This window comes from Secundilactobacillus paracollinoides, assembly GCF_001702155.1.
GTDB classification, from domain to species: Bacteria; Bacillota; Bacilli; order Lactobacillales; family Lactobacillaceae; genus Secundilactobacillus; species Secundilactobacillus paracollinoides.
The window spans coordinates 73,613-97,623 of record NZ_CP014912.1 but is presented as its reverse complement, the minus strand read 5'-3'; the positions used below and the strand labels follow the sequence as shown (position 1 = coordinate 97,623).

Genomic DNA, 24,011 nt, shown 5'->3' with positions numbered 1-24,011 from the left:
AAAATTGCTGCAGGCCACGATCAAAAAGGAGATTCACACAATGAAACCAAATAATATGACGGGTTATTTACAAGCCCTGACTAAAATTATTGAAGCCACTGATAAAACGGGTGGCGAGATGAACCCCGACTTCACGAAACTAAGTGATGCGATTGATAAGGATAAGGTTGCAGATCTTGATGAAGCAACGTTAACGGCAATTAAGGCCACGTTCCAAAAGGGGACTGATGCCTATACTGACAATCTGAATCAGTTGCAACAGGCTAGTGTCCCAGTTCGGTTACTTGGCAAACACAAGCAGTTAGTTGCCGCTTACCGCAACTATGCGGATGCCTGCCAGAAGATGGTTGATGCCATTGATCCAGCAGCACAAACTGTGGATACTGAGGCGTTCGACGCTTCAGAAAATGAACAGGAAAACATGATGGATAAGGTGACTTCTGCCACTCAGCGGATCATGTCTTCTGTGATGTAACCGAAACCGTTTTATAAATGAATGAGAGCTGCTCGGCACTTGTGTCGGGGGCTTTTATTTTTTGGGGAAGTTGATTTTTTTGTGCGGATTGCGCGGGTGTTGCGTAGTTAGTGTTGAGGGGAGAGAATTTCAATTAAGGCCTTTAAAATCAAGGTAGTTGCATCGTGGTGGACAATATGGTCGTGCATTGAAATAAGCCTGAATTATTCATAGTTCATAAAAATCCCGTCAGTTTTCGTATTTTTTCGAAAACTGACGGGTATGTCTTTATCTTTTGCTGAAATACGATGTTTATCAGTTCTAGCTAGTGAGATCTTTCAACTAACTCAGAATTGCTTTGAACTTTTGGATACACTTGTCCCTTGGTTGTACAGATTTTTTTAATTTTGCCGGTTATTCAATAGCCTGGATACGCTGTAGAGCCTGGTAGAACAGCCGATGGTAAACATGATACGAGCTCAGCCGCAACTGAATGCGTCGGCCAGTATGCACAACACGTGCCGCAACTTTGAATAAACGGATCCGCAATGTGCTAACGCACAAGCCGGAATCATGTTTTGTCAGTGCTAGCTGCTTTAAAAAGTTGACAATATTGTAAGCCAGTACACTAACCATCATCCGGGCAGCATTGGCATTAAACGTTGAACTATCAGTCTTATCGAAAAAGAAACCTGTTTTAGCTTCTTTGATGTAATTTTCCATTTGGCTGCGTTTGTGATACAGTTCGAAGGCAGTTTCAGCCGTTAAATTAGTCAGATTAGTGACGATAAATTCATGTGAAAAGATCAGTTCACCAGCTACTCGAGTTGATTTAATATAAATCTGCCGTGGCTTAGGCCACGATGCTGATTGATAGATTTCAGAGTAGTAATGAGTCTCTTCCTCTTGCCACTGGGTTTGATCACTGATCTTGACGAACTTTTCAGCTAGATTCTGTAATTTTCGATTGCATTTGAGTCGAATAATGTAAAACACATCGTTGGCTTCACAGACATCGTAAACTTCTGGCGTGGCGAAGCCACTATCACCACGAACCAGAATGTCAGTCGTGGGCAGCTGAGTTTGATAATGCTTTAATAGTGGTGTTAAAAAAGCTTTTACATCTTTGCTGGTGTAGGCATTTCCAGGACGCAAGACAGCTTTCAATAAGTTACCATCTTGATCAGTTGCCAGTAATGGATGATATCCTTCAGTACCATAATGTGCGTTGTAGTTAGTGGCTTCCTGTTTGCCATAAGTGTCTGAGTGAGTCGAATCGATATCAATAATCGTGGCTGTCTGGTTGGTTAATAGTCGAACACGGTCGATCAAAGCCTCATTTAAAGTCTGTAATGTGCTAACACTATCTTTATCAAAGCGTTGCCAAAAACGTGATATTGTTGCTTGTGAAGCCAAAGACGGTTTATCCAATAATAATTTAAAAAGCGGTTCTTTTTCTAAAGAAGTTGCCGCAGAATCTGCGCTATAACCAGCAATAATCTGAAGAATTAACTGTTTTAAGATACTAGAATTACTGTGTTGACAATATCGTCGCTGGTCATTGAACCTCAATAGTTTGTCGGCCAAGATGGTGAACTGGAATTTTGCCATCAGCTCTACACACAATGTTAGCCCGCCATCGGAAGATAATTGACCACCCGTATGCGATACTAAAATGTTTTTGTTGAAATTTAATGCCATTTCCTGTAAAGTTTTCAATATAGAGTCCTCTTCTCTCATGTGGTTTTGTTTAGCAATTTAACTATACCAGAGCTGGGGCTCTTTTTGTGTACTTAAAAGGTGAAAATACAAAATACCCATCAAACGCGTGATGCATGTGTTTGATGGGTATTTTGCATATCTTTGTGAATAAATCAGGGTTAATAAGTATGGTAAAGGTAATGTTCGTTTAAGTTTGGCATTAAACAATCAGAGTGACGCTGACTTTGCTGGATTGATGGATTACTTATCTGAAATTTACTATTATTTTGATGGTTCTAGTGACAGTTATATTAATCAATTAGTTGATAATTTGGATAATATGACGACGGCAGATCAGGTAGCCATGACTGAATTTGGTGACGGTGCTGATACTTCAGTGGGTGATGTTTTCCAAAAGACCGCAAATGTTTTTTCAACACAATTTATGATGGTCGCATCCGGTAATGGTGCAGCTTCGGTTGGTTTTGAAAATACTCAGATGGCCACTTACTCTATGCCTTCAGGAATGAATACGCAGTTTTGGTCCGGAATTTATAGTGAATTTATTAATAATATTGTAAGTACTTATATTAGTGAAATTGTGCCTGGTGCCGAATCATATGTTTTGGAGAAAATTTTACCAGCTGTGAATACTGCGTCCGACACGCAGGGTATGCAAGATACATCATCGACGGGTATTTTGAATAATATTGACGAAAATTCCAATGAGCTGGTCCATGCTTTAATGACAATTGATGGCGCATACTCGTTATCCACAATTGTGACCCATATCGAATCGATGTATGAAAATCTGGGAGATTCTCTTGGTTCTCTGTTAAGTGCAATGATGAGTTTAGTGGGTATTAATTCCAACGACACATTAGGGGAATACGTCGGTGCAACAGAACCTGGTACAACAACAGGTTGGAACGATACTACCTTGTCTGGTAACGCAATTGCTTTTCCTGATTTCTCGATGTTTAACCAAATTTATCTGGCATATTCAAAGGCGATTGTCAGTGCCGCGTATGGTTACGCAATGGTCGGTAAATATGATGCGATTCAGACAATGTACTCAGAAAGTGCATCAGATCCTGATGCCGTTTGGACAGCATTAGGAATCACGGATAATACAACACCAAGCCAGATCGATGTTTCAAAATTCAATGTGTCAATACCAGCAAGCGATACTGTGATGACTGAAACCTTTCAACAAGGTGTCTGGGATGTTTACCACTACATCAAACCTTTCTACGATCAAGGTGTAGCGGATGCTGCTACTGACTCGACAATCACAAGCACCACAACTTTAGACGATCCAACCTACCTCAACGAAGTTTGGAATGAAGTCGGCGGCAACAACCTCACCGACACGAACGGCGATAAGTTAACCACAACCTACACCGGTACAGATACAACGGATACCAACCCGCATGATGTGGCCAACTATGTCAGTCCGCAAACGCAGGCCTACCTGGTCAGCTTTTACGCTGAGGTCGTTTCTTCAAACGAGTTGGCATACAGCGAACAACCCGCTATCGAAACGATTGTCAAAGATGCCAGTGGATCGGTTGTTAAAACAAACTACACGGCAATTGGTTCAGCCATCACGACAACTAGCACTGGTGCTGACCTAACCGGTTCCTTTGGCGACGCAATCGACTTACCGACGACAATTAACGGCTACACGAAGCCAACCGACGCCAGTTCAATCACCATTCCTGAAAGTGGTGGCGTGGTTTACGTGCCTTATTCAGTTGTCACGGTTAACGCTGGGCAAGTTACGGTTAAATCAGTTGGTGCCCCAAGTACCGCAACGTTTGATTACACGGTGACCAACAGTAATGGTCAAGTGGTGAATGGTGCAACCGGCGTCAGTTATGGTGCCGGGGTCGAAGTTGATCTGACCGATGGCGACACGTTGAACGTAACACCCGCAACGGTAGATGGGTACGTGGATAGCGTTTCTCCAGCTTCTTCTGTGAGTTACGACGACACGGTTAACGCCATCAACACGGTTACTGTCACTTATGGCCAGCAGGTGAGCTACACGATCCAGCCAACGGACGCAAACGGCGTCAACATTGGGACAGCCACGGCAGCCATTACTGGAGTCAGCGGCGCGCCAATTGATACGACGCAATTACCAACGGTGGCCGGTTACACAGCACCAACGTTTAACGATACCGACACGGACACGACAAACAACACCCCAGTGATTTCGGCTGCGGGTGGGGTTATTAAAGTGGCTTATACCGCAAATGAACAGACATTCACAGTGACGCAAACGGGTGAACCTGCCGGAAATACCACTGGGTACTCATATACAGTGAATGGCGGCACCGCCCAAACTGGCGCATACGGAACGGCGGTTACTGCCCATGTTGGTGACGCCATTGCCATCACGCCAGGGACAATAACAAATTACGACGCCAGTGTGAACAACGGGACGATCACGCTTGGTGCATCCGCTGCAGGTAGTGCTGCAGTGACCTACAGCCAAACTGTGCAGACGTTTACGGTGAGCCAAACGGGTGCGCCAACAGGGAGTACTGCGGGTTACACATACACGGTCAACGGCGGAACTGCGCAAACCGGCACGTATGGTACGGCAGTGAGCGCTCATGCTGGCGATAAAATTGTCGTCACCCCAACCGCAATCACAAACTACAACGCTTCAATTAACAACAATACGATCACATTAGCTGCAGACAAGGCTAGTAGTGCTGCAGTTACCTATACCCAAATCGCACAGACGTTTACAGTTACACAAACGGGTGCGCCAACAGGGAGTACTGCGGGTTTCACCTACACGGTTAACGGTGGTACTGCTCAGAATGGGACATACGGGACAGCCGTTTCAGCCCATGCTGGCGACACAATTGCCATTACAGCCGGTACGATCACAAATTATAAGTCAGCCATTAATAATGGGACTTTGACCTTATCAGCAACAGCAACTGGAACAGCCACGGTTACTTATACCTTGGCCACTCAAACAGTTGCGATGGCGCTAAGTCAGGCAGTTGTTGCCAACTATGATGGCACAACGACCGCTTCTGGTTTCTTAACAACAGGGGTCACAAAATACTCTGACGCGACAAACGCAACAACAGGGTCTCTGTCATGGTTGGCTTGGAACAACACGGCCATTTCAACATACTTCGCAGGTGCTGGTGCGAGTCAAAAGACGGCTTTTGTGAATGACTTGGCTGCCATGGGGACTAGTGCGAACTTGAGTAAGTACTTTACGCTGGCTAATGATGGCACAACAAGCGACCAGTACAGTTATACGCTGACACAAGCGGGTATCGATGCAATCAATAGTGCGCTTGCCACGACTACGGGTGGTCTTTATCAAGTTTCGTTTGCGAGTGGTGCCGCAACTAGTCAGGTTGTGATTGAAAATCAACTTTCTTTTGTACCGATTTCGAAAGTCTATGATGGAACCTCGGTGACTAGTGTTGCACCACAATTGACAATTGAAGGCAAATACTATGACACAAAAAATAACGTACTAACGGGTTATAAAACAATCACTGGACAAACAGGCGTGTCTGACTTTACACCGATCAGCGGAGACCAAAACGTTGGGACTTATATCGAAAAATTAAACGCTGATGGTGTTGCTTGGTTGAACACAACTTTTGCCAGTTATATTAAGGGCGATGTGAATGGAGCCAACTTTAGTTACATGACTGCCGAAATGACAGTCACGGCAAGAGCGGCGACTGTCACGCCAGTAATTACGGCGGTTGCTAAGGATGGAACGCCAGCAGTCTCACTAAGTTTCAACGTGCCTGCAGTTACTGGTGCCGCTAATATTGCGAGCGGTTCTTCCTTGGCACCAAGTTATAAATTCAGTGATCTGACAAAGGGTTCTGATTATACTCTGACTGATGTCAATGATTTGATGACTGTTACATTGAGCGATGCTGGTTTAACAAAAATTGGTCAAGCCAACCCTAATTATTCGTTTACAAGCGTTGCAGGAACGGCTGCCACTTCGACAATTACGTTTAATTATATTGATACGCAAAATGGAAATACTACTGTTCATACGGCGACACAAACTGGTTTGGCTAGTGATAATTCTGCTCAGAACTACGCAGTTGATTTATTTGGTTGGCCTACGGGTACCGAGTATCAACTTGGACCAACTCAAGTAAGTTCGATCCCATATACATTTGGAACAAGCAAATCGGTTGATATTTACCTGACGCACTATACTGCAACGGTAACCGTCACAGTGACCGACACAAACGGTAACACACTGACGGCGCCACAAACCATTAATCTTGATCCGTTGGACAGTAATACCAGTACAGCGGATGTGGCTGTTAATGGTTATCCAACATCACAAATTAAATCAATTACGTATACGTATGTAACTGGCGGTAGAAATGATGAAAACGTTAGCAACGTGGTCGCAACTGTAAATGATGAAAAGACTTCTGTGAGTGCCGTTCAAAATATGAACGATGGCACAACAGACACTGTAAAGCCAGCAACAAATGGTAACGGCAGTATGCTTGCTGACATGTTTGGTAACGGGATGCTGATCACATTTGGCAGTCCAGTCACAATTAAAAAGTCAGACCAGTCTGATTTGCTTCAATACGCTTCAATTGCCGTAGTCTACTTCGCTCAAGCAACCGCCACCGTTGATTTCGTCGACGATGACGATAAGGACGCAGATGGCAACAGTACGGCGTTGACGGACACCCAAACCATTTCTGGCTTCGTTGATGATCCGGCACAGAACACACCAATTGCCATTCCGACCGGTTATGCGTTGGCAACGACACAAGATAGTAACGTTACAGTTACTGACGGTGCCGCAGCCTACACTGGTGTATTGACAGACGATGACTCGGATAATGCTGTTGTCCATTTGGTTCACGCAACTGAAACGATTGATCCGGATAATACGACTGTTGGAACGGCTGACTACAATGCGACTCATGTGACTGTCAACGTCAATGTAGTTGCGGGTGATAATCCAACCGCAGTACAGATCACAAACGGTAACGAAAGTGCGGTTTATACGAGGTCTGCCATTAAAGACGACGTGACTGGGACGTACACATATGCAGCTAACACTAATTGGAAGCTAGCTGGTCCCATTCTGGGGACGCCAACTGTGAAAGCAGCAAGTGGTTATGCAGTCACCTATACAGGCGAGGGGACTACCAACGGAACGCTTGGTAATGGTGGTCAACTGATGAATATTACCGCTTTGGACGTGCCAAACGCCTTAAAGACTGCGACACCTGGTGAGACGATCTCGCTCAATTACACTGTCAACGCAGAAAGTACCAGTCAAACCATCAAGGTGAATTATGTTGATACAACGGATGGTGCCGATAAGGTGGTTGCCACAGATACAACAACTGGTACTCCAGACGAGACAATCAGTTACGATGCAACGACTAAGATCCCTGCTGGATACACACTCGCGAATGGTCAGGCAAGCACGGTGACTTATGCTGTGACTGATCAAACCGACCAAGTGATTTCGGTTAATTTAGTTCATAAGATAATCACGGTGAATGCGAATAAGCCATATGCGCAAGGAACGTTGATTGATACCAGTAATCCAACTGGGGCAACGTATCCTGATGGGGTTGCCAACGCCGACCTTAACCGGATTCTTATGCGGACGATTACCTATAGTTACGCCGGTAGTCAAGATTCAATCAATACAATTGGACAGGGTGCTTTATTTACTAGAACTGCCACTGTCGATGAGGTTACCGGTACACTTTTAGGCTATTCAGACTGGGAAGTCAGCACTTCACCAACGGCGCCCATCGACTATGCAAATGGGAGTTTCAATGGTTACGAAACCCCAACAATTAAAGGATACACACCTAATATCGCTGATGTTCCCGCTTTGGCAGTCACATCAGATGTCATTGCCAACTACACGGATGGGTCATTGGACGTTAACGTCGTTTACACTGCAGATCCGACAATCACGGTCGACCCGACAGATCCAAAGAATGCAGGTGATCAAATCGATTCCAACAACCCAGATGGGCTAAATTACCCAGAAGGTGTTGATGAAACCAGCTTAAATAAATCAATTTCACGGTTGATTACGTACACTGGTGTGATTTCTGGAAACCCAGCGAGTGTCAGTCAAACGGGTAACTACACTCGGACCGCCACAATTGATGAGAAGACCGGTGAATTGCTGGGCTATGGCGATTGGACGTTGACCACTAGTGACGATGGTAACGACACCAATGATGGGTTTACAGCCGTTGCTTCACCTGAAGTCCTTGGCTACACTGCATCAGGTGATGCACCAGCGACAGCGCCAACGAACGATGAAATCACTAATTTCGTTGCCCACAGTGCTGATGTTTCGGTTACGTACTCACAAGATGCCACAATTACAATTGACCCAACGAATCCTCAGAATCCAGGGACTCTAATTGATCAAAGTAATCCTGATGGGCCAAAGTACCCAGATGGTGTTAGCGATTCTGAATTGAACAAGTCAGTTTCACGGACAATCAATTATAGTGGCGCGGAACCAAATAATCCGACAAGTGTTACACAAACGGGTTATTACACGCGGACAGCAACGATTGATGCAAAGACTGGCGATTTCCTTAGTTATGGTGATTGGACGTTGACCACTACTGATGACGATAACAATACCAACGATGGGTTTACAGCAGTTACTTCACCGGCAGTGAAAGGTTACACAGCGTCAAGTGATGTCGCTGCGGCAACATTGTCGAATGATGAAATCAGTAGCTTTGTTGCAGGTAGTGATGATGTGGCGATTACTTACGCTCAAGATGCAACCATCACAATCGACCCAACGGATCCAAAGAATGCTGGAGATCCAATCGATGCAAGCAACCCGGATGGGCTTAAGTACCCAGAAGGTGTCGATCAAACTGATCTGAACAAACAAATTTCTCGAACCATCACATACACAGGAGCAGAACCAAATGATCCTGCAAGTGTTAAGCAAACGGGCGATTATACGCGGACAGCAACAATCGATGCAAAGACTGGTGACTTTCTAAGCTACGGCGATTGGACGCTGACCACTAGTGATGACGACAACGACACAAACGACGGATTTACAGCAGTCACTTCACCGAAAGTAGTAGGCTACACCTCATCAGGTGACGCAGAAGCAGTCTCCCTAACAAATGATGACATCTCTAATTTTGTGGACAAGAGTGCTGATGTTGCGATTATTTACTCACAAGATGCAACAATTACTATTGACCCAACGGATCCAAAGAATCTAGGAGATCCAATTGATTCAAGCAATCCGGATGGGGCTAAATACCCAGACGGTGTCAGTGCGACGGCATTAAATAAGTCAATTTCACGGACGATTACGTACGAAAATGCGGGGACTGATACACCAGCACAAGTGGTGCAAACAGGTAACTATACGCGGACAGCAACGATCGATGCAAAAACTGGTGATTTCCTAAGCTATGGCGATTGGACGTTAGCCACCAGTGATGACGACAACGCCACCAACGATGGCTTCACGGCAGTAACGTCACCCAAAGTACTCGGCTACACCGCGTCAGGCAATGCTGCAGCAGTAACCCCAACCAACGACGAAATCAACAGCTTTGTGGCCGGCAGTGCCGATGTTAAAATCACGTACAGCGCAAATGACACAGCCACCGTCACAACACCAATCAACACCGGTGACCCAGTTTCACCAGATGGGCCAGCTTCAAATAAGACGATTACGGATGCTGATTTGAATAAGACTGTCAGCCGTGCAATCGATGCGTCATTTGTTGGCGGGACGAAGGATGGCGACACCACAACGTTGGCTAACCAATCGACCGCCTACACAAGAAGCGCAATATTCGATAGTACCACTGGTGAATTTTTGACCTTCACGGATTGGACAGTTGCCGGTACTGATGGTTTGACGGCCTACACGCCATCCGCAGAAACGGATTACACTGTGACACCAACGACTGTCGTAGCTGTCTCAGCAAGTGACCTCACAACGGCACTGGGTCAAAGTGACGCCACGATTGCCTTGACCCCAGTGCAAGTCGTTTACACTTACGCTGGGTCAACGACGACGGACCCGGATGGCGGCACGACGACCACCACGACGGATGATAAACGGCAACATTGTTGGCATCGATAAGACGTGGCCGGATGGTGATCAAACACACATTACTGTTGATACGGACACGAACGTTGCAACAGCCACAGAAACACCGAACGGCCAAATGGCATTGACGCCTGTCAGCATCGATGCTGGTGAGACAACGACTACTGGTAAAACGACCGTGACAAACGGCGAGCCAAACAGCATCACGCTGACTCACGACACAACGCCAACTGATACTGATGGGAATCCGACGTCGGGACCTTCATCTACCAGTGAGACGATTCTGCCAGATGGAACAGTGGCCTACTTTAAGTCCGATACTGGCGATGCGGTCAGCGTTGCCTCAAGTAATTACTACGTGACGACCACGACAAATGATCCAGATGGTGGCACCACTGCTACGACAACAAATGGCAACGATAAGGTCACAAATATCGAAAAAACTTGGCCAGATGGTGATCAAACACAGGTCGCAATCAATACAGAGACTAATGTGATCACGACGACTGAAACACCAAATGGTCAGGAGCCACTAACACCTGTAATAATCAATCAAGGCGATACCGCGACAACAGGGAAGACTACGGTCACGAATAATGAACCAACGGGTGGCGTTACGTTGAGCCACGACACCACTGGAACGGATGCTGAAGGTCACCCAACGGCACCGACAACAATCGGTGAGACTGTAACGCCAACTGGGTCGGTCAGTTACGAGAATTCAGCAGTTGGTGATGCGGTTAGCGTTAACTCAAGTGATTACTATGTCACGACAACGACCACGGATCCGGATGGTGGCACAACTGCCACGACCGTTAACGGCAATGGAGATGTGACACAAATCAATAAGACATGGGCAGATGGTGACCAGACGCAGGTTTCAATTACGCCTGATGACACTGAACCAAGCACCTCTGTGGTCACCACCGCTGAAACACCAAATGGCGGTGAACCAGTTGGGCCAGTATCTGTTCCAACGGATACAGCCGTTACAACGGGCAAGACAACGGTGACGAACAGCGAACCTGATGGCGTTACATTGAGTCATACAACCACCGGCACAGATGCCGATGGAAATCCAGTAACGGTTACAACTAGTGAAACTGTGACGGCACAGGGTGAGTTGAGTTACGCTAAATCGGCAAGTGCTGCACCAGTTAACGTTGACCCAGATGGCTACTTTGCTTCCACGACGACTGATGATCCAAACGGCGGCACAACTGTCACGACTACGAATGGTAATGGGCAAGTCACAAAGATCGATAAAACCTGGCCGGATGGCGATGAGACGCAGGTTGCAGTTAATACCAGTACTAATGTGGTCACGACGACGGAAACGCCGAGTGTGCAAGAACCATTAGCACCTGTCACGATCAGTCCAAACGACACCGCGACAACTGGTAAGACGACCGTGACTAACAATGAACCAGATGGTGTGACGCTGAGTCATGATACTACTGGAACAGATGCGGACGGTAATCCGACCTCAGCGACAACGGGTGAGACAGTCACATCAACTGGCACGACTAGTTACACGAAGTCGGCTAGTGCAGCACCAGTTAGTGTTGATCCAAGCGATTACTCTGTGACGACAACCACGGATGATCCAAATGGCGGGACCACCACGACTACAGACGGTAATGATAAAGTCACTAAGATCAATAAAACGTGGCCAGATGGTGACAAAACGCAGGTCGACATTGATACCAGCAACAATGAGATCACAACTACCGAAACACCAAGTGGTCAAGATCCATTGGCACCAGTAACAACAAAACCAGGCGAAACCTCAACAACTGGCAAGACAACGGTTACCAATGATGAACCAGATGGTGTGACATTGAGTCATGACACGACTGGGACGGATTCGGCTGGCAACCCAACGGCACCTTCAACAACTGGTGAAACGGTGACCCCAACAGGCACAGTCAGCTACTTCAAGACAGCGGTTGGTGATGCAATCAGTGTTGATCCAAGTGATTACTTTGTTACAGGTGAACCAGTAACTGATCCTGACGGTGGGACAACAACCACAACTAAAGATGGTAATGGTAACGTGGTTAAGATCGACAAGACGTGGCCGGATAGTGACCAAACGCAGGTTGATGTTGATACCGACACTAATGAAATCACGACTACGGAAACACCAAACGGTCAAGATCCAATGACGCCAGTAACGACGCAGCCAGGTAAGACCACTACGACTGGCAAGACGACCGTTACGAATAATGAACCAAATGGCGGCGTAACGCTTAGTCATGATATAACTGGTAGCGATACTGAAGGCAACCCAACGGCGCCTTCAACTACTGGTGAAACTGTGACGCCAACTGGCGCAATAAGTTACCTCAAGACAGCAGTCGGGGATGCAGTCAGTGTTGATCCAAGTAATTACTTTGTCACAGGCCAACCGGTTACTGATCCTGACGGTGGGACAACCACCACAACTAAGGATGGTAACGGTAACGTTGTTAAAATCGACAAGACGTGGTCTGATGGTGATCAAACTCAAGTTGATGTTGATACCAGCACTAATGAGATCACGACAACGGAAACCCCAAGTGGTCAAGATCCATTGACGCCAGTAACGACACAGTCAAACGAGACCACTACGACTGGTAAGACGACCGTCACGAATAATGAACCAACTGGCGTGACGTTGAGTCATGACACGACTGGGACGAATTCAGATGGTAATCCAACGGCACCTTCAACAACGGGTGAAACGGTCACACCCACTGGCACAATCACCTACACGAAGACTGCGAATGCTGACCCAGTTAGCGTTGATCCAAGTGATTACTACGTCACCACAACGACGGATGATCCAAATGGTGGCACCACGACGCTGACCACGAATGGCAACGGCGAGGTTACGACGATTGATAAAACGTGGCCAAATGGTGATCAAACACACGTTGCGATTGACCAAAATGGAACTGCAACGGCAACCGAAACACCGAGTGGGCAGCCATCGTTGACGCCAATCACGGTTCAACCAGGTGAGACCAGCCAGACTGGTGAAACCACGGTTCAGAACAACGAGCCAAACGGTATCACGTTGACCCACGGTGGAACTGGTACAGATACGACTGGTAACACAACTGGTCAGACTGGTGAAACGGTTACCTCAGACGGTACGATTAGTTACACCAAGAGTGATGTGCCGACACCGCCATCAGTGAGTGCGTCAGACTACTACGACAACACAACTGGTAGTGGGAACTCTGGAACTAATGCAGGTACTGAAAACAACACAACGGGTACCACTGGAGAAACTGGGACTACTGGCACAGTGACTGGTACGGGTAGCAGTTCAGAAACTGGAACGGATGTTTCAACCACCAATTCTGGTGCACACAGTAACACTGTTAAAACAACCACAATTGGTCAGGGAGCAAACACGATTGCCACGAACAGCAATAGCACTGAAGCTGGTGTGAACAACATCAGTACGGCGCAAGCTGCAAGTCAATCAGTTGCGACAACTAACAAGTCATTAGATCAACCAACCCATACTGCTGATCAGACGGGTAAGCAAAATCTACCACAGACGTCTGAATCGACAAACCAGGCGGGCGTACTCGGTTTACTCGGCGCTATACTTGGCATCTTTGGCCTTGCGGGCACACGTCGTAAGAAACACGAAGACAACTAAACGCTGATACAAAGAATTGAACACAAAGACACCTCCACTATATATAAGTGGGGGTGCTTTTGTGTTGTCGTCGACTATTTGCGATTGGGTTTATCACTCAAGACCAACGTTGAAGCACGATGGCGTTTAAATGGGTTGACCTTTTGCGGCCGACCAACAAAGATACCCAATGGCCAGACCTTGTAGCACAGCCAAGCTAATGTAAATGAATAGCCAAGCACAAACAGATAACCTACTGGAATCAAGAACATCAGTGTTAAATCAGAAACGGCCAAATGGCTCAGACCGATCTTAAGCAAGGTCAGACCAATAATCTGATTGAGGTACATCCCGAAGCTGACTTTGGCGAATCGTTGGATCAACCGGTCTAGCCAGCCGGGCATCCCGTGTTCGCGCCAGGCAGCATACTGTTTCCCGACAAAGAAAATGACAGTGATCATGCAGGTATCATAGATGAACATGTAGGGTTGGTGTGGTGTGTCTGATAACCCTTCGCTGAGGCCGAGAATCTTCTCGTTCCAAATGCGGAAGTAGACGATCGTCCCAAGCGATAACATGGCCGTCACTGTGGCAATGGTGCGGATGTGTCGTTTCACAAAAGCGTAGACTTCCTCGTGATGCAGACTGGTATAGCCGCCCGCGATAAAGTAGAACTGATAGACGAACACATTGATACTGTAGGATTTGAACCAGTATAGCCAGTTCGATGTATCGACGTTTCGCATGTAGAATTTAATGAAGAACATCATGGCTAATTGGAGGACGAAACTCATGATAAGGAGCCGCGTATGGTGACCTTCGAACTTTCGGAACAACCAAACAATGGCCGGGAATAACAGGTACAACTGCATAATGATCAGCATAAAGTACATGTAGGACTGGTTACCATGGATGACATAGCTTAAATATTGCATGCTAAAGTCATGGAGGTTGAAACTGCCGCTGCCAACGAGGGTGGTAATACTCAGGAAAATGAAATTCCAGATCAGGTAGGGCCAAATACTGCCGTTATAGCGCTTTTTCATAAACGTGCCCCAGTCGTTGCGGTGATAATAGTTCAACATGAGCACGAGGCCACTCATGAAGAGAAAGCCCATCCGTGTGAAGTGAAAAATGAGGCGGATGGATTCCACGGTGTAGTAGGGCAGTGCCGTTGTGGAAGCCATTGACCCTGTAAATTCATTAATAGTGTGATTCAATAGAACGCCACAGATAAAGAGGAGTCGCATGAGATCAATTTCGTAAAGATGTGGTTTATGTTGCGGCTTTGTAATGGGTGTCGCGCGTGCGATTTTCAAGTAGAGTCACCTTCCGTGTCAGTTTTGCCACGCAGTCGTTTTTGGGCTGGTGGAACAAGCAAGATACAGGCTACGGAAGAAAACTTAAACACGACTTAAACGACTATTGTGTTGGTTCGACGAATTGGTCGAGGCGTTGATTAACAGGCTGTTCGGTGGCTTTTTTAGGATTTTGTTAAGGCTGTTGAAGGGGTCGGCAGGTGGTCAAGAATGGTATAGGTTCGGGCTAAATCATTTTTTGTTTCGCTCAGTTGGGTAGGTGTTAGCAAGTGATAAGTAAGAACCGTAAGTAAAGGATAAGAAGCTAGTTATCTAACAATCAAGCCAACGTATCCCTGTTTTTTGATTATTTTCCATAATTTTTGACCAATATTCCAGTTCATTCGTTATTTTCTGATAATGAAAAATGACACAAGTATGCGAAAATGGTAAAGGAATAGACACTGTATCAATTAAATTTTTATAGGGGGCACCAGTCATGCAACATCATCAACATCACTGGCAGATCAAATTTGTAGGCGCGGGGTTAGCATTAGTCGCACTAGCAGGATTAAGCGGCTGCGGTAAGTCAGCTCGCAGTACGTTTACGGATGGGTATTTTAAGGAAACGGGGACCCATACGAAGACTCAATTTTCCATGGACATCAAGAATCTGAGTCTAACGGATGCAACATCACAAAAAACATTAAACTCGGTCTTTGGGACTGGCAAGATCAGTATGACAATGCTGTTGAACCAAAAAAAGAACCAGTTGTCATTAGATGGCAAGTATAAGAAGATGGCAGGCGGCGTCATTATCGCTAACGACAAAGCCTACATCAGCGGCGACCTTGTTGCTTCTGCATTGAAGGCTGAATCAGGCTCTGCAGAGAGCGGGATGAGCTTTGACACAGCTTCCCTGAATAAGTTGAAGGGGAAGTACCTTGTTGAAAAGGATACCGACAATGCCTTTAACTTTAAGGCAAGCGATTCCAAGTCTGATATTGCATTTTCAAAGGCGGTTCGTAAAGCATGGATGACAGACTTTAACAACTTTGATAACAAGACGTTCAAGAAAAATGGCAACGAGATCACTCACCGCCTCACGGCTAAGGACGTGACCACGTTATCTAATACCTACAACAAGGTGGCAAAGAGCAAGAAGTCTTATAAGGACAATAAGGTATCCAAGTCTGATATCAAGGACATGAAGGATGCACTCAAGAACTTTAAGATCACTTTAGGCTATAACACTAAGTCCAACAAAGAAACGGTCAAGGTTGTTGGAAGTGACAAGACGGATGGCCTCAAACACATTAACGTTGTAACCCAGGTTAAGAGTGTGAACACCAAGGAAAACGTTAAGGTGCCTTCCAAGGCAAACACGATCACTGAAGCGGACGTTGAAGCAGCAATCCAACCAAAAATGAGCAACAAAACGTTCCAGTCGATTTTAAAGGAGTATAAGCAGTTACCAAAGGCGAGCCAGAAGTCTTATCTCAATGAAATGAAAGATGATAAGAGCTACTTTACGGACAGTCAGTGGCAACAACTTCAAAAAATGGCGAAATAAATAAACCTAATTGGGACGTTAAGTCGTCTCTATAGGATGTCAGGAGACCTTGATAAAAGGTCTCCTTTTTTGACTAGCAAATTAGGGAACAGGTTCCTGGTTAGGTATTAATTTATGAAATAATTATCACGTTTCCATATCATTTATTACAATAGAAAACCATTGAAAATAGTCTCAGTCAATAATCCAGGAATCGATTGCGTTTTACTTAGCACCTGCGTGATTATTCGATAACCTGCATAGAATCCTATTAAATCAGTTGTCTCAGAAACTAAGCCAGGCTGAAACACGTCATTATCTCAGCTTAAAACGTGCAGTTTAAAAGGTGTTCAACCCAATCAACTACAAATTTAGTAAAAATTTAGTGGGTTGACGACACGAATTCCCTCCATTACAATGGCAAAGTTCGTGATTAAATCGATTAATTTTTCATAGATTTATTAACTATGAAAAGATAGCTTCATTTACAAAAACCCGTCATCAATTGGCCAGCCTAGGAAAAATTGATGACTTACAACTATACAACCCGTCACTTTTGAATTTTAGCAGGGGAGTCAACTATGTTTTTACTGAGTTTATTTGTCATTTTATACCCGTTAATTGTGTCGATCGTCTGGATCATTGGAGCACTGTTTTTTGGGGTTCAACAGCATGAATTACCGTTGAAGCACCCGGCAGCTGACCAGCCAACGCCGCTGGTCTCCGTTTTGATCCCCGGACACAACGAAGAAGATACCCTTCACGAAGTCGTTGAATCAGTTGCCAACCTGACCTACCGTCATTTTGAGCTGATTCTCATTGATGACGGCAGTCAAGATGACACCCTGAAGGTCATGTATCAACTGCGGGAACAGTATCAAGACCAGTTCGACGTGAAGGTCGTGCCAATTGTTGAAAACGGCGGTAAGGCAAACGCCTTAAACATCGGGTTGACCCACGCTGACGGGGATTATTTACTCTGTCTGGATTCGGATTCCTACATTGACCCTGACGCACTGTCACACATGATGCTGCAATTTTACAATGATCCGCAAGCAGGTGCCGTCGCGGGTCGGCCAGTTGTCCGTAATCGAACCACGTTACTTGGCCGGCTCCAGCTGCTTGAATACATTGGTATCATCGACATCATCAAGCGTGGTCAGGCGTTTATTACCGGCCACATCACCACTGTTTCAGGGGTTATCGTGGTGTACCGTAAACAAGCTATCGAAGCTGTTAACCACTGGACCGTTGAAGCGCTGACTGAAGACATCGATATGACTTGGAAACTCTATACAAAAAACTGGCATGTAATCCATTGTCCGCAAGCCGTCTCCTGGATTCTCGTTCCGGAACACATCCGGGCATTGATCCGGCAACGACGGCGCTGGGCCCGTGGTGGGCTGGAAGTCCTGGTTCGGAATCGCCGGTTGATTTTTACGGGTAAACTTGCCGAACAGTGGTTGCTGGTCGACATGATCATCAGTAATGTTTGGGCACTTTGTTGCACGTTCTCAGTATTGCTGTACTTTTTGACGATCTTTTTTGCCCAAGCGCTGATTCTAGACGGCGGCATCCTGTTCGTTCTGACGATTATCAGTATCGTTCAGTTCATCATCGGGTTTACGGCGTCACAGCGGCAAGGATACGTGGATTGGCAGGATCTGTTACTGCTGCCGATGTACTTTATTTTCTACTGGGTCGTTAACCTGATCAGCTGCATCACGGCGCTGGGGTCGTTTTTCCTTGACCCGCAACGCAAGGGTGTCTGGTCCAGTCCTGATCGAGGGGTGTAGCGCATGGATAAAGATAAATTAATCATTCGCAAGAAAACGTCACTGGGGTCACGGCTGCGACGCGCCATTTTGCTCATCCTCCTCTGGGTGATTGCCCTCTACCTCGTAATCGTGAACGTCTGTTTCATTTTCGGCATTTACTCGGACGCGCTGGTGGTCAACTACTCGTTGTTTAACCTGTCCTTTCGCATCTATCGTCTGTTAGGGACCCTGATTCTCGTGACTGGCGCACTCATTTCAATCTACGGCGTCGTGCACATTCGGCGGTTAAAGAGAAAGGCGGCAGTCAATGACAAAAACAATGCGTAAGTGGATCCTGGGCATTATTGTCGTCGCGTTTTTAGGGCTGCTGACGGTGACGGTCCAGAAAAATCTGAAGTTTGAACTGGGCAACCGTGAGAACTTTGCCTTAGCGAATTCAGATAAGCAATTACAAAACGGCATCATGGTCCTCTGCTATCACCGGGTGTTGGACGATAACGCCGCCGTAAAAACAATTGAGGACTTAACCCCCAATAACCAGCTGCACGCCTATAACGTCAACCTGTCGCAGTTTAAAAAACAGATGGCTTACTTGGCAAAGCACCACATCAAAGTGATCTCGACCGCACAAATGGTGACCATGCTCCAGAAGCATCGGACTGTTCACGGCAAGTACGTGGTGCTGACCTTTGATGACATTGACCGGACGCTGGTGGAAAACGCGGCGCCCGTGATGAAACATTACAACTATCCGTTTACAGCATCGATTATTACTGGGAACACTGGCCGTTACTTTGGTGGCGAACAGTTGGCGACCTGGAAACAGATCCTGCAACTCAAGCGGACTTCCGGGAATCGGATGGAACTGGGTGTTCACACCAACAATATGCACTACCTTGAACACGGCACGCCTGCGTTCAACCTGCGTCCCAACTTCACGGCCTTTAAGCAGGATTTTGCGACAAGCCAAAAGGTGATGTTAGAAAAGACTGGCCACACGTCTGATATCTTTACTTATCCGTATGGAAGCGGGACGTCCCAGGTCGAAAACTTTTTGATGACCCAACCGACACTCAAGGTGATCTATACCTTGAATAACGGAATCGTGACATCACGCGATAATTTAAGTTTGACGCCGCGGATGATCGTGAATAACAGCAGTTGGAAGAGTATCAGTCAATGGCTGCGATAATTTAAAATGGTCCCTCCTAGTCAAAGTGCTACACTTGATAGAGTAAACTAGGAGGGGCTTTTTATGGATAAAAATCGGGTCTTGGCGCTGTCGGATGGGGTGATTGCCATCATCATGACGATTATGGTGCTCGAACTTAAAACACCAGTGTCTGGTGGGTGGCAGGGACTGCTGGATAATAAATTCATTCTCATTAGCTACGTGGTGAGTTTCACGGGAACGTACTATTTTTGGACGGTTCACCATGAGCTATTTAAGTATTTTAAGGTCGTCCCGATCAATAGCGTGTGGCTTAATGCAGTGTACTTGTTGATGTTGTCGCTGTTACCGTTCACAACGTCGTGGGTCGGCGAACATTTAATGGCGGCACCCGCTGAGTTCAGTTACGCGGTCAATTTTTTGTTGATCACGCTAGCGACATTGTGGTTGGAAGTCGGTATCCGTCAAGAATTTGAAAGAAAAGGGCAACCACTGCCGATTGCGGTTAAACGCACGTCAAAATCGTTAAAGTGGACGGTGTGTGTGAATGTGGTCTGTTGCGCGCTGACGTTTTTGTGGGCGCCGATTGGGCTGATTTCGGTGATGGTGATGCTAGTGGTTTGGATTGCGAATTCGGTGGTGAGATCGAGGCAGAGCGTGGAAGAAGGCGGTTAAGGGGCGGAGCAGAAGGGACTCTGGTCAGAAAAGTCCGGGTCTGACTTTTGTGACCAGAGTCCCTTCTGCAGTAGCCCATTGCCTTCTGGAACGCGTTTCAGCTACGAGGCCTAGAAAGTCAGCAGCATCTGACTATAAAGTTCATAAAACCAGCCCCACCCAGTCGCCTAAGAAGGCTATCGGGTGGGGCTGGTTTGTTGTGGTTGTTAGGAATGTTGATGCGGTTTGTGGTGTACTTGGGCTTCTTTGGTGGAGTTAAGCGTGGGTTTATGCTATATAGCCGAAACGCGTTCAGCAAGGCAGAGGGCTCCTGTGTAAGCAACTCTGGTCAAAAAAGTCAGGCCCGGACTTTTTCGACCAGAGTTGCTTACACAGGAGCCCTCTAACCGCCTTACTTCACACTCTGCTCACAAATCGTCTCCTCAATCCCGCCAACTGCTGTTTACTTTCCGGATCACTATACTGTGCAGCTAACTTCGTAATCAAGGTGTCCATCAATTGCCCGAATTGTTCCTGTTGGGATTCGGTCAGCAACTGCCAGGCTGAGATGTCTGCTTGGTCGACTGTTTGGAGACTTTTCCGACCCGCGTCAGTTAGCGATATCAGCGTGACACGCTTGTCTTTTTCGGAGCGTTTTTTTTTGACCAAGCCCTTTTTAACCAATTTGGAAACGAATTCAGTCGTGGACGGTGCGGAAATTTTCAAGCGTTGCGCGAGGTCTTTTTGCGACTGACCATCCCGTTCACCTAGGGCCGTTAAGATGTTGCCCTGACCCTGGTATAGTAGTGGCGCACTTGTTTTTTGCTGCATTTCGAGTTCAAAGAGCAGCGTCAGATCAAAGAATTTTTCTGTCAGTTCGTGTTGGGTAAGTCGGTCAGTCATGGGATGCCTTCTTTCTATGAATATCATCAGTATACCATAAATTATTAGGGCCCCTAACTTAATGGTTGACTTTTTAGTTAGGGACCCTTATTATGTAATCCATTAAGTACCCTAATTAAATTAAAAAGAAGGTTTTTACGATGAAATTTATGTTTGATGACCCAACTTTTTCCTACGAAGCTTTACGGACGCTCTCCTACGCACCATACGGCGGGGCAGACGTTAGCGAAGTTTTAACCACAGCCGCTGCCATTGAAGAAAACAATTTTGAGAGTTGGTACACCCATTGGTTGGCCCTTGCAGACCGGGTGTTCGCACGCGGGAAGTCGTTTGAACAAACGGGGCACATGTTGAGTGCCAGTCAAAATTATCTGAAAGCGTCAAACTATTATCGTTCGGCGGAATTCTTTTTACATGGTAATCCTGATGATCCGCGACTACTCGCTACCTGGTCAATGAGTCGCGATGCGTTTCAAAAGGGAATCCGGCTTTCCAACCAGTGCGCTGAAATTGTGGCCATTCCTTATGAGGACACAACGATGCCGGGCTACCTCTATACGATTGACGACCAACCGCGGCCGACACTTCTGGTTCACGGCGGTTACGATTCTACTGGCGATGAACTTTACTTCCAAGTTGTGATCGACGCTCTGGCGCACGGGTATAACGCCATGACGTTTGAAGGGCCGGGGCAGGGTGCCATGATTCGTGAACAGCACCTGCCATTTCGACCCGACTGGGAGAACGTTGTGGGGCCAGCACTTGATTTTCTAGAACAACGCGCAGAGGTGCAGTCGGATAAGATTGCGTTAATGGGCATCAGCTTTGGCGGCTTCCTTGCACCACGGGCGGCAGCGTTTGACCATCGGCTAGCAGCAGTTATTGCCGACGACGGCGTGTTTACGTTTAGTTTTGCGGATGCGTTCGCCGCTCGCGGGCATGAAGGTGCAACATTTAAAGACATTGAGCCAACGCTAAAGATGCTGATGGCGAAGAGCTCAAACGTGCGGTGGGTGATCGATAACGGGTTATTTACGTTTGGCGTGAAAACGATTGAGGACCTCTTTAATAAAACGACCGCCTATTCAATGGCGGGGATTGCTGATAAGATCCAGTGTCCAATTTTTATCGGTGATGCAGCGGGCGACGGTTTCTTTAAAGGCCAGCCGCAACACCTGTACAACGCAATTCAATCACCGAAAACGCTAGTGACGTTTGGTCCAGAGGATGGGGCTGAGGAACACTGCCAAATGGGAGCTTTAAATTATTTTAACCAGCGCGTGTTTAACTGGTTAGATGACACCTTACAAACCAACTAAAATAGCGTGCCTGACAGTTCCGCTCGGAAAGAACTGTCAGGCACGTTTTTTGTGTGTTTATTAGTAGTCGGTAGGGGTTATTGGATAACCAGGACATAGCTGTGGACGTCTTGAAGGCCAAAGAGGTGAAAGGCGTCGGGTTCCTGTTGCCAGAGCGCCATGCGGGCATTGTCCTCGATAATCAGGCATTGCGCTTCAGCTTGTGAGGAGCAGGCAATGATTTCGGAGACCTCGCCTTGGTTTAAAAGGAAATCTTGAGCGGTGTCCCAATCACGAGGGAGTGGGGCAGTACTGAATTGTCGAAAGAGTTGTTGCCAAATAATGAGATTTTCAACGGGTAATCCAGGGACGTTCATTGTCTTGAGCATGAAAGGACCTTCTTCCTTCATTCGATTTTGATTGTCGTTATTATGGCAGGAAAAGGTTGAGTTTTTGTGAAGGAAGGGTAAAGAGTTATATAAGAGTGTGAAGCAGAGTGTGAAGCAAGGCGGGTTAGGGGCGGTGTGTAAGGGACTCTGGGCTAAAAGTCCGGGCCTGACTTTTAGCCCAGAGTCCCTTACACGTTAGCCCCGTGCTGAACACGTTTCCGCAATGTAACAAGGGAGCGCATAGCCAGCACCAATCAGTAGAATAGAACAACTGACTTTTGGCCAGAGTTGCTTACGCAGTAGCCCTCTGTCTTGCTGAACACGTTTCCGCAATATAACAGAAGAACCACGTGGCAATGCCCACCGAGTAAAATCAAACCACTGCTTGTGAACAAAGGTAGTAGTCGCACTAGTCCTGTATTTTGCTGAATTATAATAAGAGAACACATCCCGAGCACAACACGGCGTATCAAACCGCAGAATGCAACGAACGATCATCTAACATCGAAAACATACCTCAAAATATCCAACCCAAACAAAAAAATCAGCCACCACCCAAAAATAGGGCAATCCGCTGATAGTCTTCCGAATACAATTGCGGTAAACCATAACTAAGCGCTGCAAACAGCATAGAAATGTAAAAATATATCCTATTTTTACTTCTTCTGCTCCTCAACATGGTCCTTAACCGTCTGAACGATCGTCAAAATATGCTCATCCGCCAATCGATAGTGAATGTTCTTCCCCGAACGCGTGCCTTTAACCAGGTTCATCTGTTTAAGCAACCCCAGTTGGTGAGAAATGGTTGACTGACTCATCCCCAAAATGTCGGTTAATTCCGATACACTTAGCGTTGTTTGTGCCAGCGCGAGGATGATTCGCAGACGGGTGAGGTCGCCCAGCGATTTGAAAAGGCTGACCAGATCCTCCAGTTCGGCTGTTGGGACGAGGTGATCTTTTAAGTGCGTAACGAGTTCTAGGTGTTGTGAATCTTCCATAATAGTGCGTAAACCTCCGTGATGGGTTGAAATTTTGGTGAAAAGGCTTTATA

14 protein-coding genes are annotated in these 24,011 nt (G+C 46.5%); 9 read left to right on the top strand and 5 right to left on the bottom strand.

The annotated features are described in order from the left end of the window. The first annotated feature begins 40 nt into the window (after positions 1–40). Complete coding sequence (locus AYR61_RS00340; RefSeq protein WP_054712174.1) at positions 41–475, top strand: hypothetical protein; 435 nt, start codon at positions 41–43, stop codon at positions 473–475. Positions 476–868: 393 nt separating this feature from the next. Here the strand turns inward: AYR61_RS00340 and AYR61_RS00335 are convergent, their stop codons facing one another. Then, the gene (locus AYR61_RS00335; protein WP_065900857.1) at positions 869–2,173 is read right to left on the bottom strand and encodes an IS1380 family transposase; all 1,305 of its coding nucleotides are present in this window, start codon (positions 2,171–2,173) and stop codon (positions 869–871) included. A gap of 196 nt (positions 2,174–2,369) precedes the next feature. On the opposite strand from AYR61_RS00335, the gene AYR61_RS00330 reads away from it, so the two are divergent. Both AYR61_RS00330 and AYR61_RS00325 read left to right on the top strand, forming a co-directional pair. Beyond that, positions 2,370–10,313 (top strand): mucin-binding protein, encoded by a 7,944-nt coding sequence (locus AYR61_RS00330; protein ID WP_065900851.1) that lies wholly within the window; start codon positions 2,370–2,372, stop codon positions 10,311–10,313. Further along, complete coding sequence (locus AYR61_RS00325; protein WP_083220012.1) at positions 10,255–13,938, top strand: beta strand repeat-containing protein; 3,684 nt, start codon at positions 10,255–10,257, stop codon at positions 13,936–13,938. Before AYR61_RS00330 ends, AYR61_RS00325 begins: the two co-directional genes overlap by 59 nt. 74 nt (positions 13,939–14,012) lie before the next feature. Here AYR61_RS00325 and AYR61_RS00320 read toward each other — a convergent pair whose 3' ends face one another. Beyond that, entirely contained in the window at positions 14,013–15,236 is a 1,224-nt protein-coding gene (locus AYR61_RS00320; protein ID WP_225353333.1) for an acyltransferase, read from the bottom strand. Between the two features lie 478 nt (positions 15,237–15,714). Between AYR61_RS00320 and AYR61_RS00315 the strand changes: the two genes are divergently transcribed. The 5 genes from AYR61_RS00315 to AYR61_RS00295 all read left to right on the top strand — a co-directional run bounded on the left by AYR61_RS00315 (position 15,715) and on the right by AYR61_RS00295 (position 20,391). After that, entirely contained in the window at positions 15,715–16,788 is a 1,074-nt protein-coding gene (locus AYR61_RS00315; RefSeq protein WP_065900844.1) for a hypothetical protein, read from the top strand. A 560-nt stretch (positions 16,789–17,348) separates the two neighbouring features. Further along, positions 17,349–18,563: a glycosyltransferase gene (locus AYR61_RS00310; RefSeq protein ID WP_065900841.1), complete on the top strand. Its 1,215-nt coding sequence runs from the start codon at positions 17,349–17,351 to the stop codon at positions 18,561–18,563. A 3-nt stretch (positions 18,564–18,566) separates the two neighbouring features. After that, positions 18,567–18,872, top strand: coding sequence for a hypothetical protein (locus tag AYR61_RS00305; protein WP_054712447.1), 306 nt, complete (start codon positions 18,567–18,569; stop codon positions 18,870–18,872). Next, positions 18,853–19,737, top strand: a complete 885-nt coding sequence (locus AYR61_RS00300) for a polysaccharide deacetylase family protein (protein ID WP_054712450.1) — start codon at positions 18,853–18,855, stop codon at positions 19,735–19,737. The genes AYR61_RS00305 and AYR61_RS00300 overlap by 20 nt, the downstream gene beginning before the upstream one ends. Positions 19,738–19,800: 63 nt before the next feature. Continuing rightward, positions 19,801–20,391 carry a TMEM175 family protein gene (locus tag AYR61_RS00295; RefSeq protein WP_065900839.1) on the top strand — a complete coding sequence of 197 codons (591 nt, stop codon included), beginning with the start codon at positions 19,801–19,803 and terminating at the stop codon, positions 20,389–20,391. Between the two features lie 396 nt (positions 20,392–20,787). Here AYR61_RS00295 and AYR61_RS00290 read toward each other — a convergent pair whose 3' ends face one another. Then, positions 20,788–21,273: a MarR family winged helix-turn-helix transcriptional regulator gene (locus AYR61_RS00290; RefSeq protein ID WP_065900837.1), complete on the bottom strand. Its 486-nt coding sequence runs from the start codon at positions 21,271–21,273 to the stop codon at positions 20,788–20,790. Between the two features lie 140 nt (positions 21,274–21,413). Here AYR61_RS00290 and AYR61_RS00285 point away from each other — a divergent pair, with 140 nt between their 5' ends. Then, positions 21,414–22,592: an alpha/beta hydrolase family protein gene (locus AYR61_RS00285; RefSeq protein ID WP_065900834.1), complete on the top strand. Its 1,179-nt coding sequence runs from the start codon at positions 21,414–21,416 to the stop codon at positions 22,590–22,592. A 77-nt stretch (positions 22,593–22,669) separates the two neighbouring features. Here AYR61_RS00285 and AYR61_RS00280 read toward each other — a convergent pair whose 3' ends face one another. Together AYR61_RS00280 and AYR61_RS00275 are read right to left on the bottom strand one after the other, a co-directional pair. Beyond that, on the bottom strand, positions 22,670–22,960 hold the full coding sequence (locus tag AYR61_RS00280) for a hypothetical protein (protein WP_054713028.1): 291 nt from the start codon (positions 22,958–22,960) through the stop codon (positions 22,670–22,672). A 656-nt stretch (positions 22,961–23,616) separates the two neighbouring features. Continuing rightward, positions 23,617–23,958 carry an ArsR/SmtB family transcription factor gene (locus AYR61_RS00275; RefSeq protein ID WP_054709304.1) on the bottom strand — a complete coding sequence of 114 codons (342 nt, stop codon included), beginning with the start codon at positions 23,956–23,958 and terminating at the stop codon, positions 23,617–23,619. Positions 23,959–24,011: the final 53 nt, after the last annotated feature.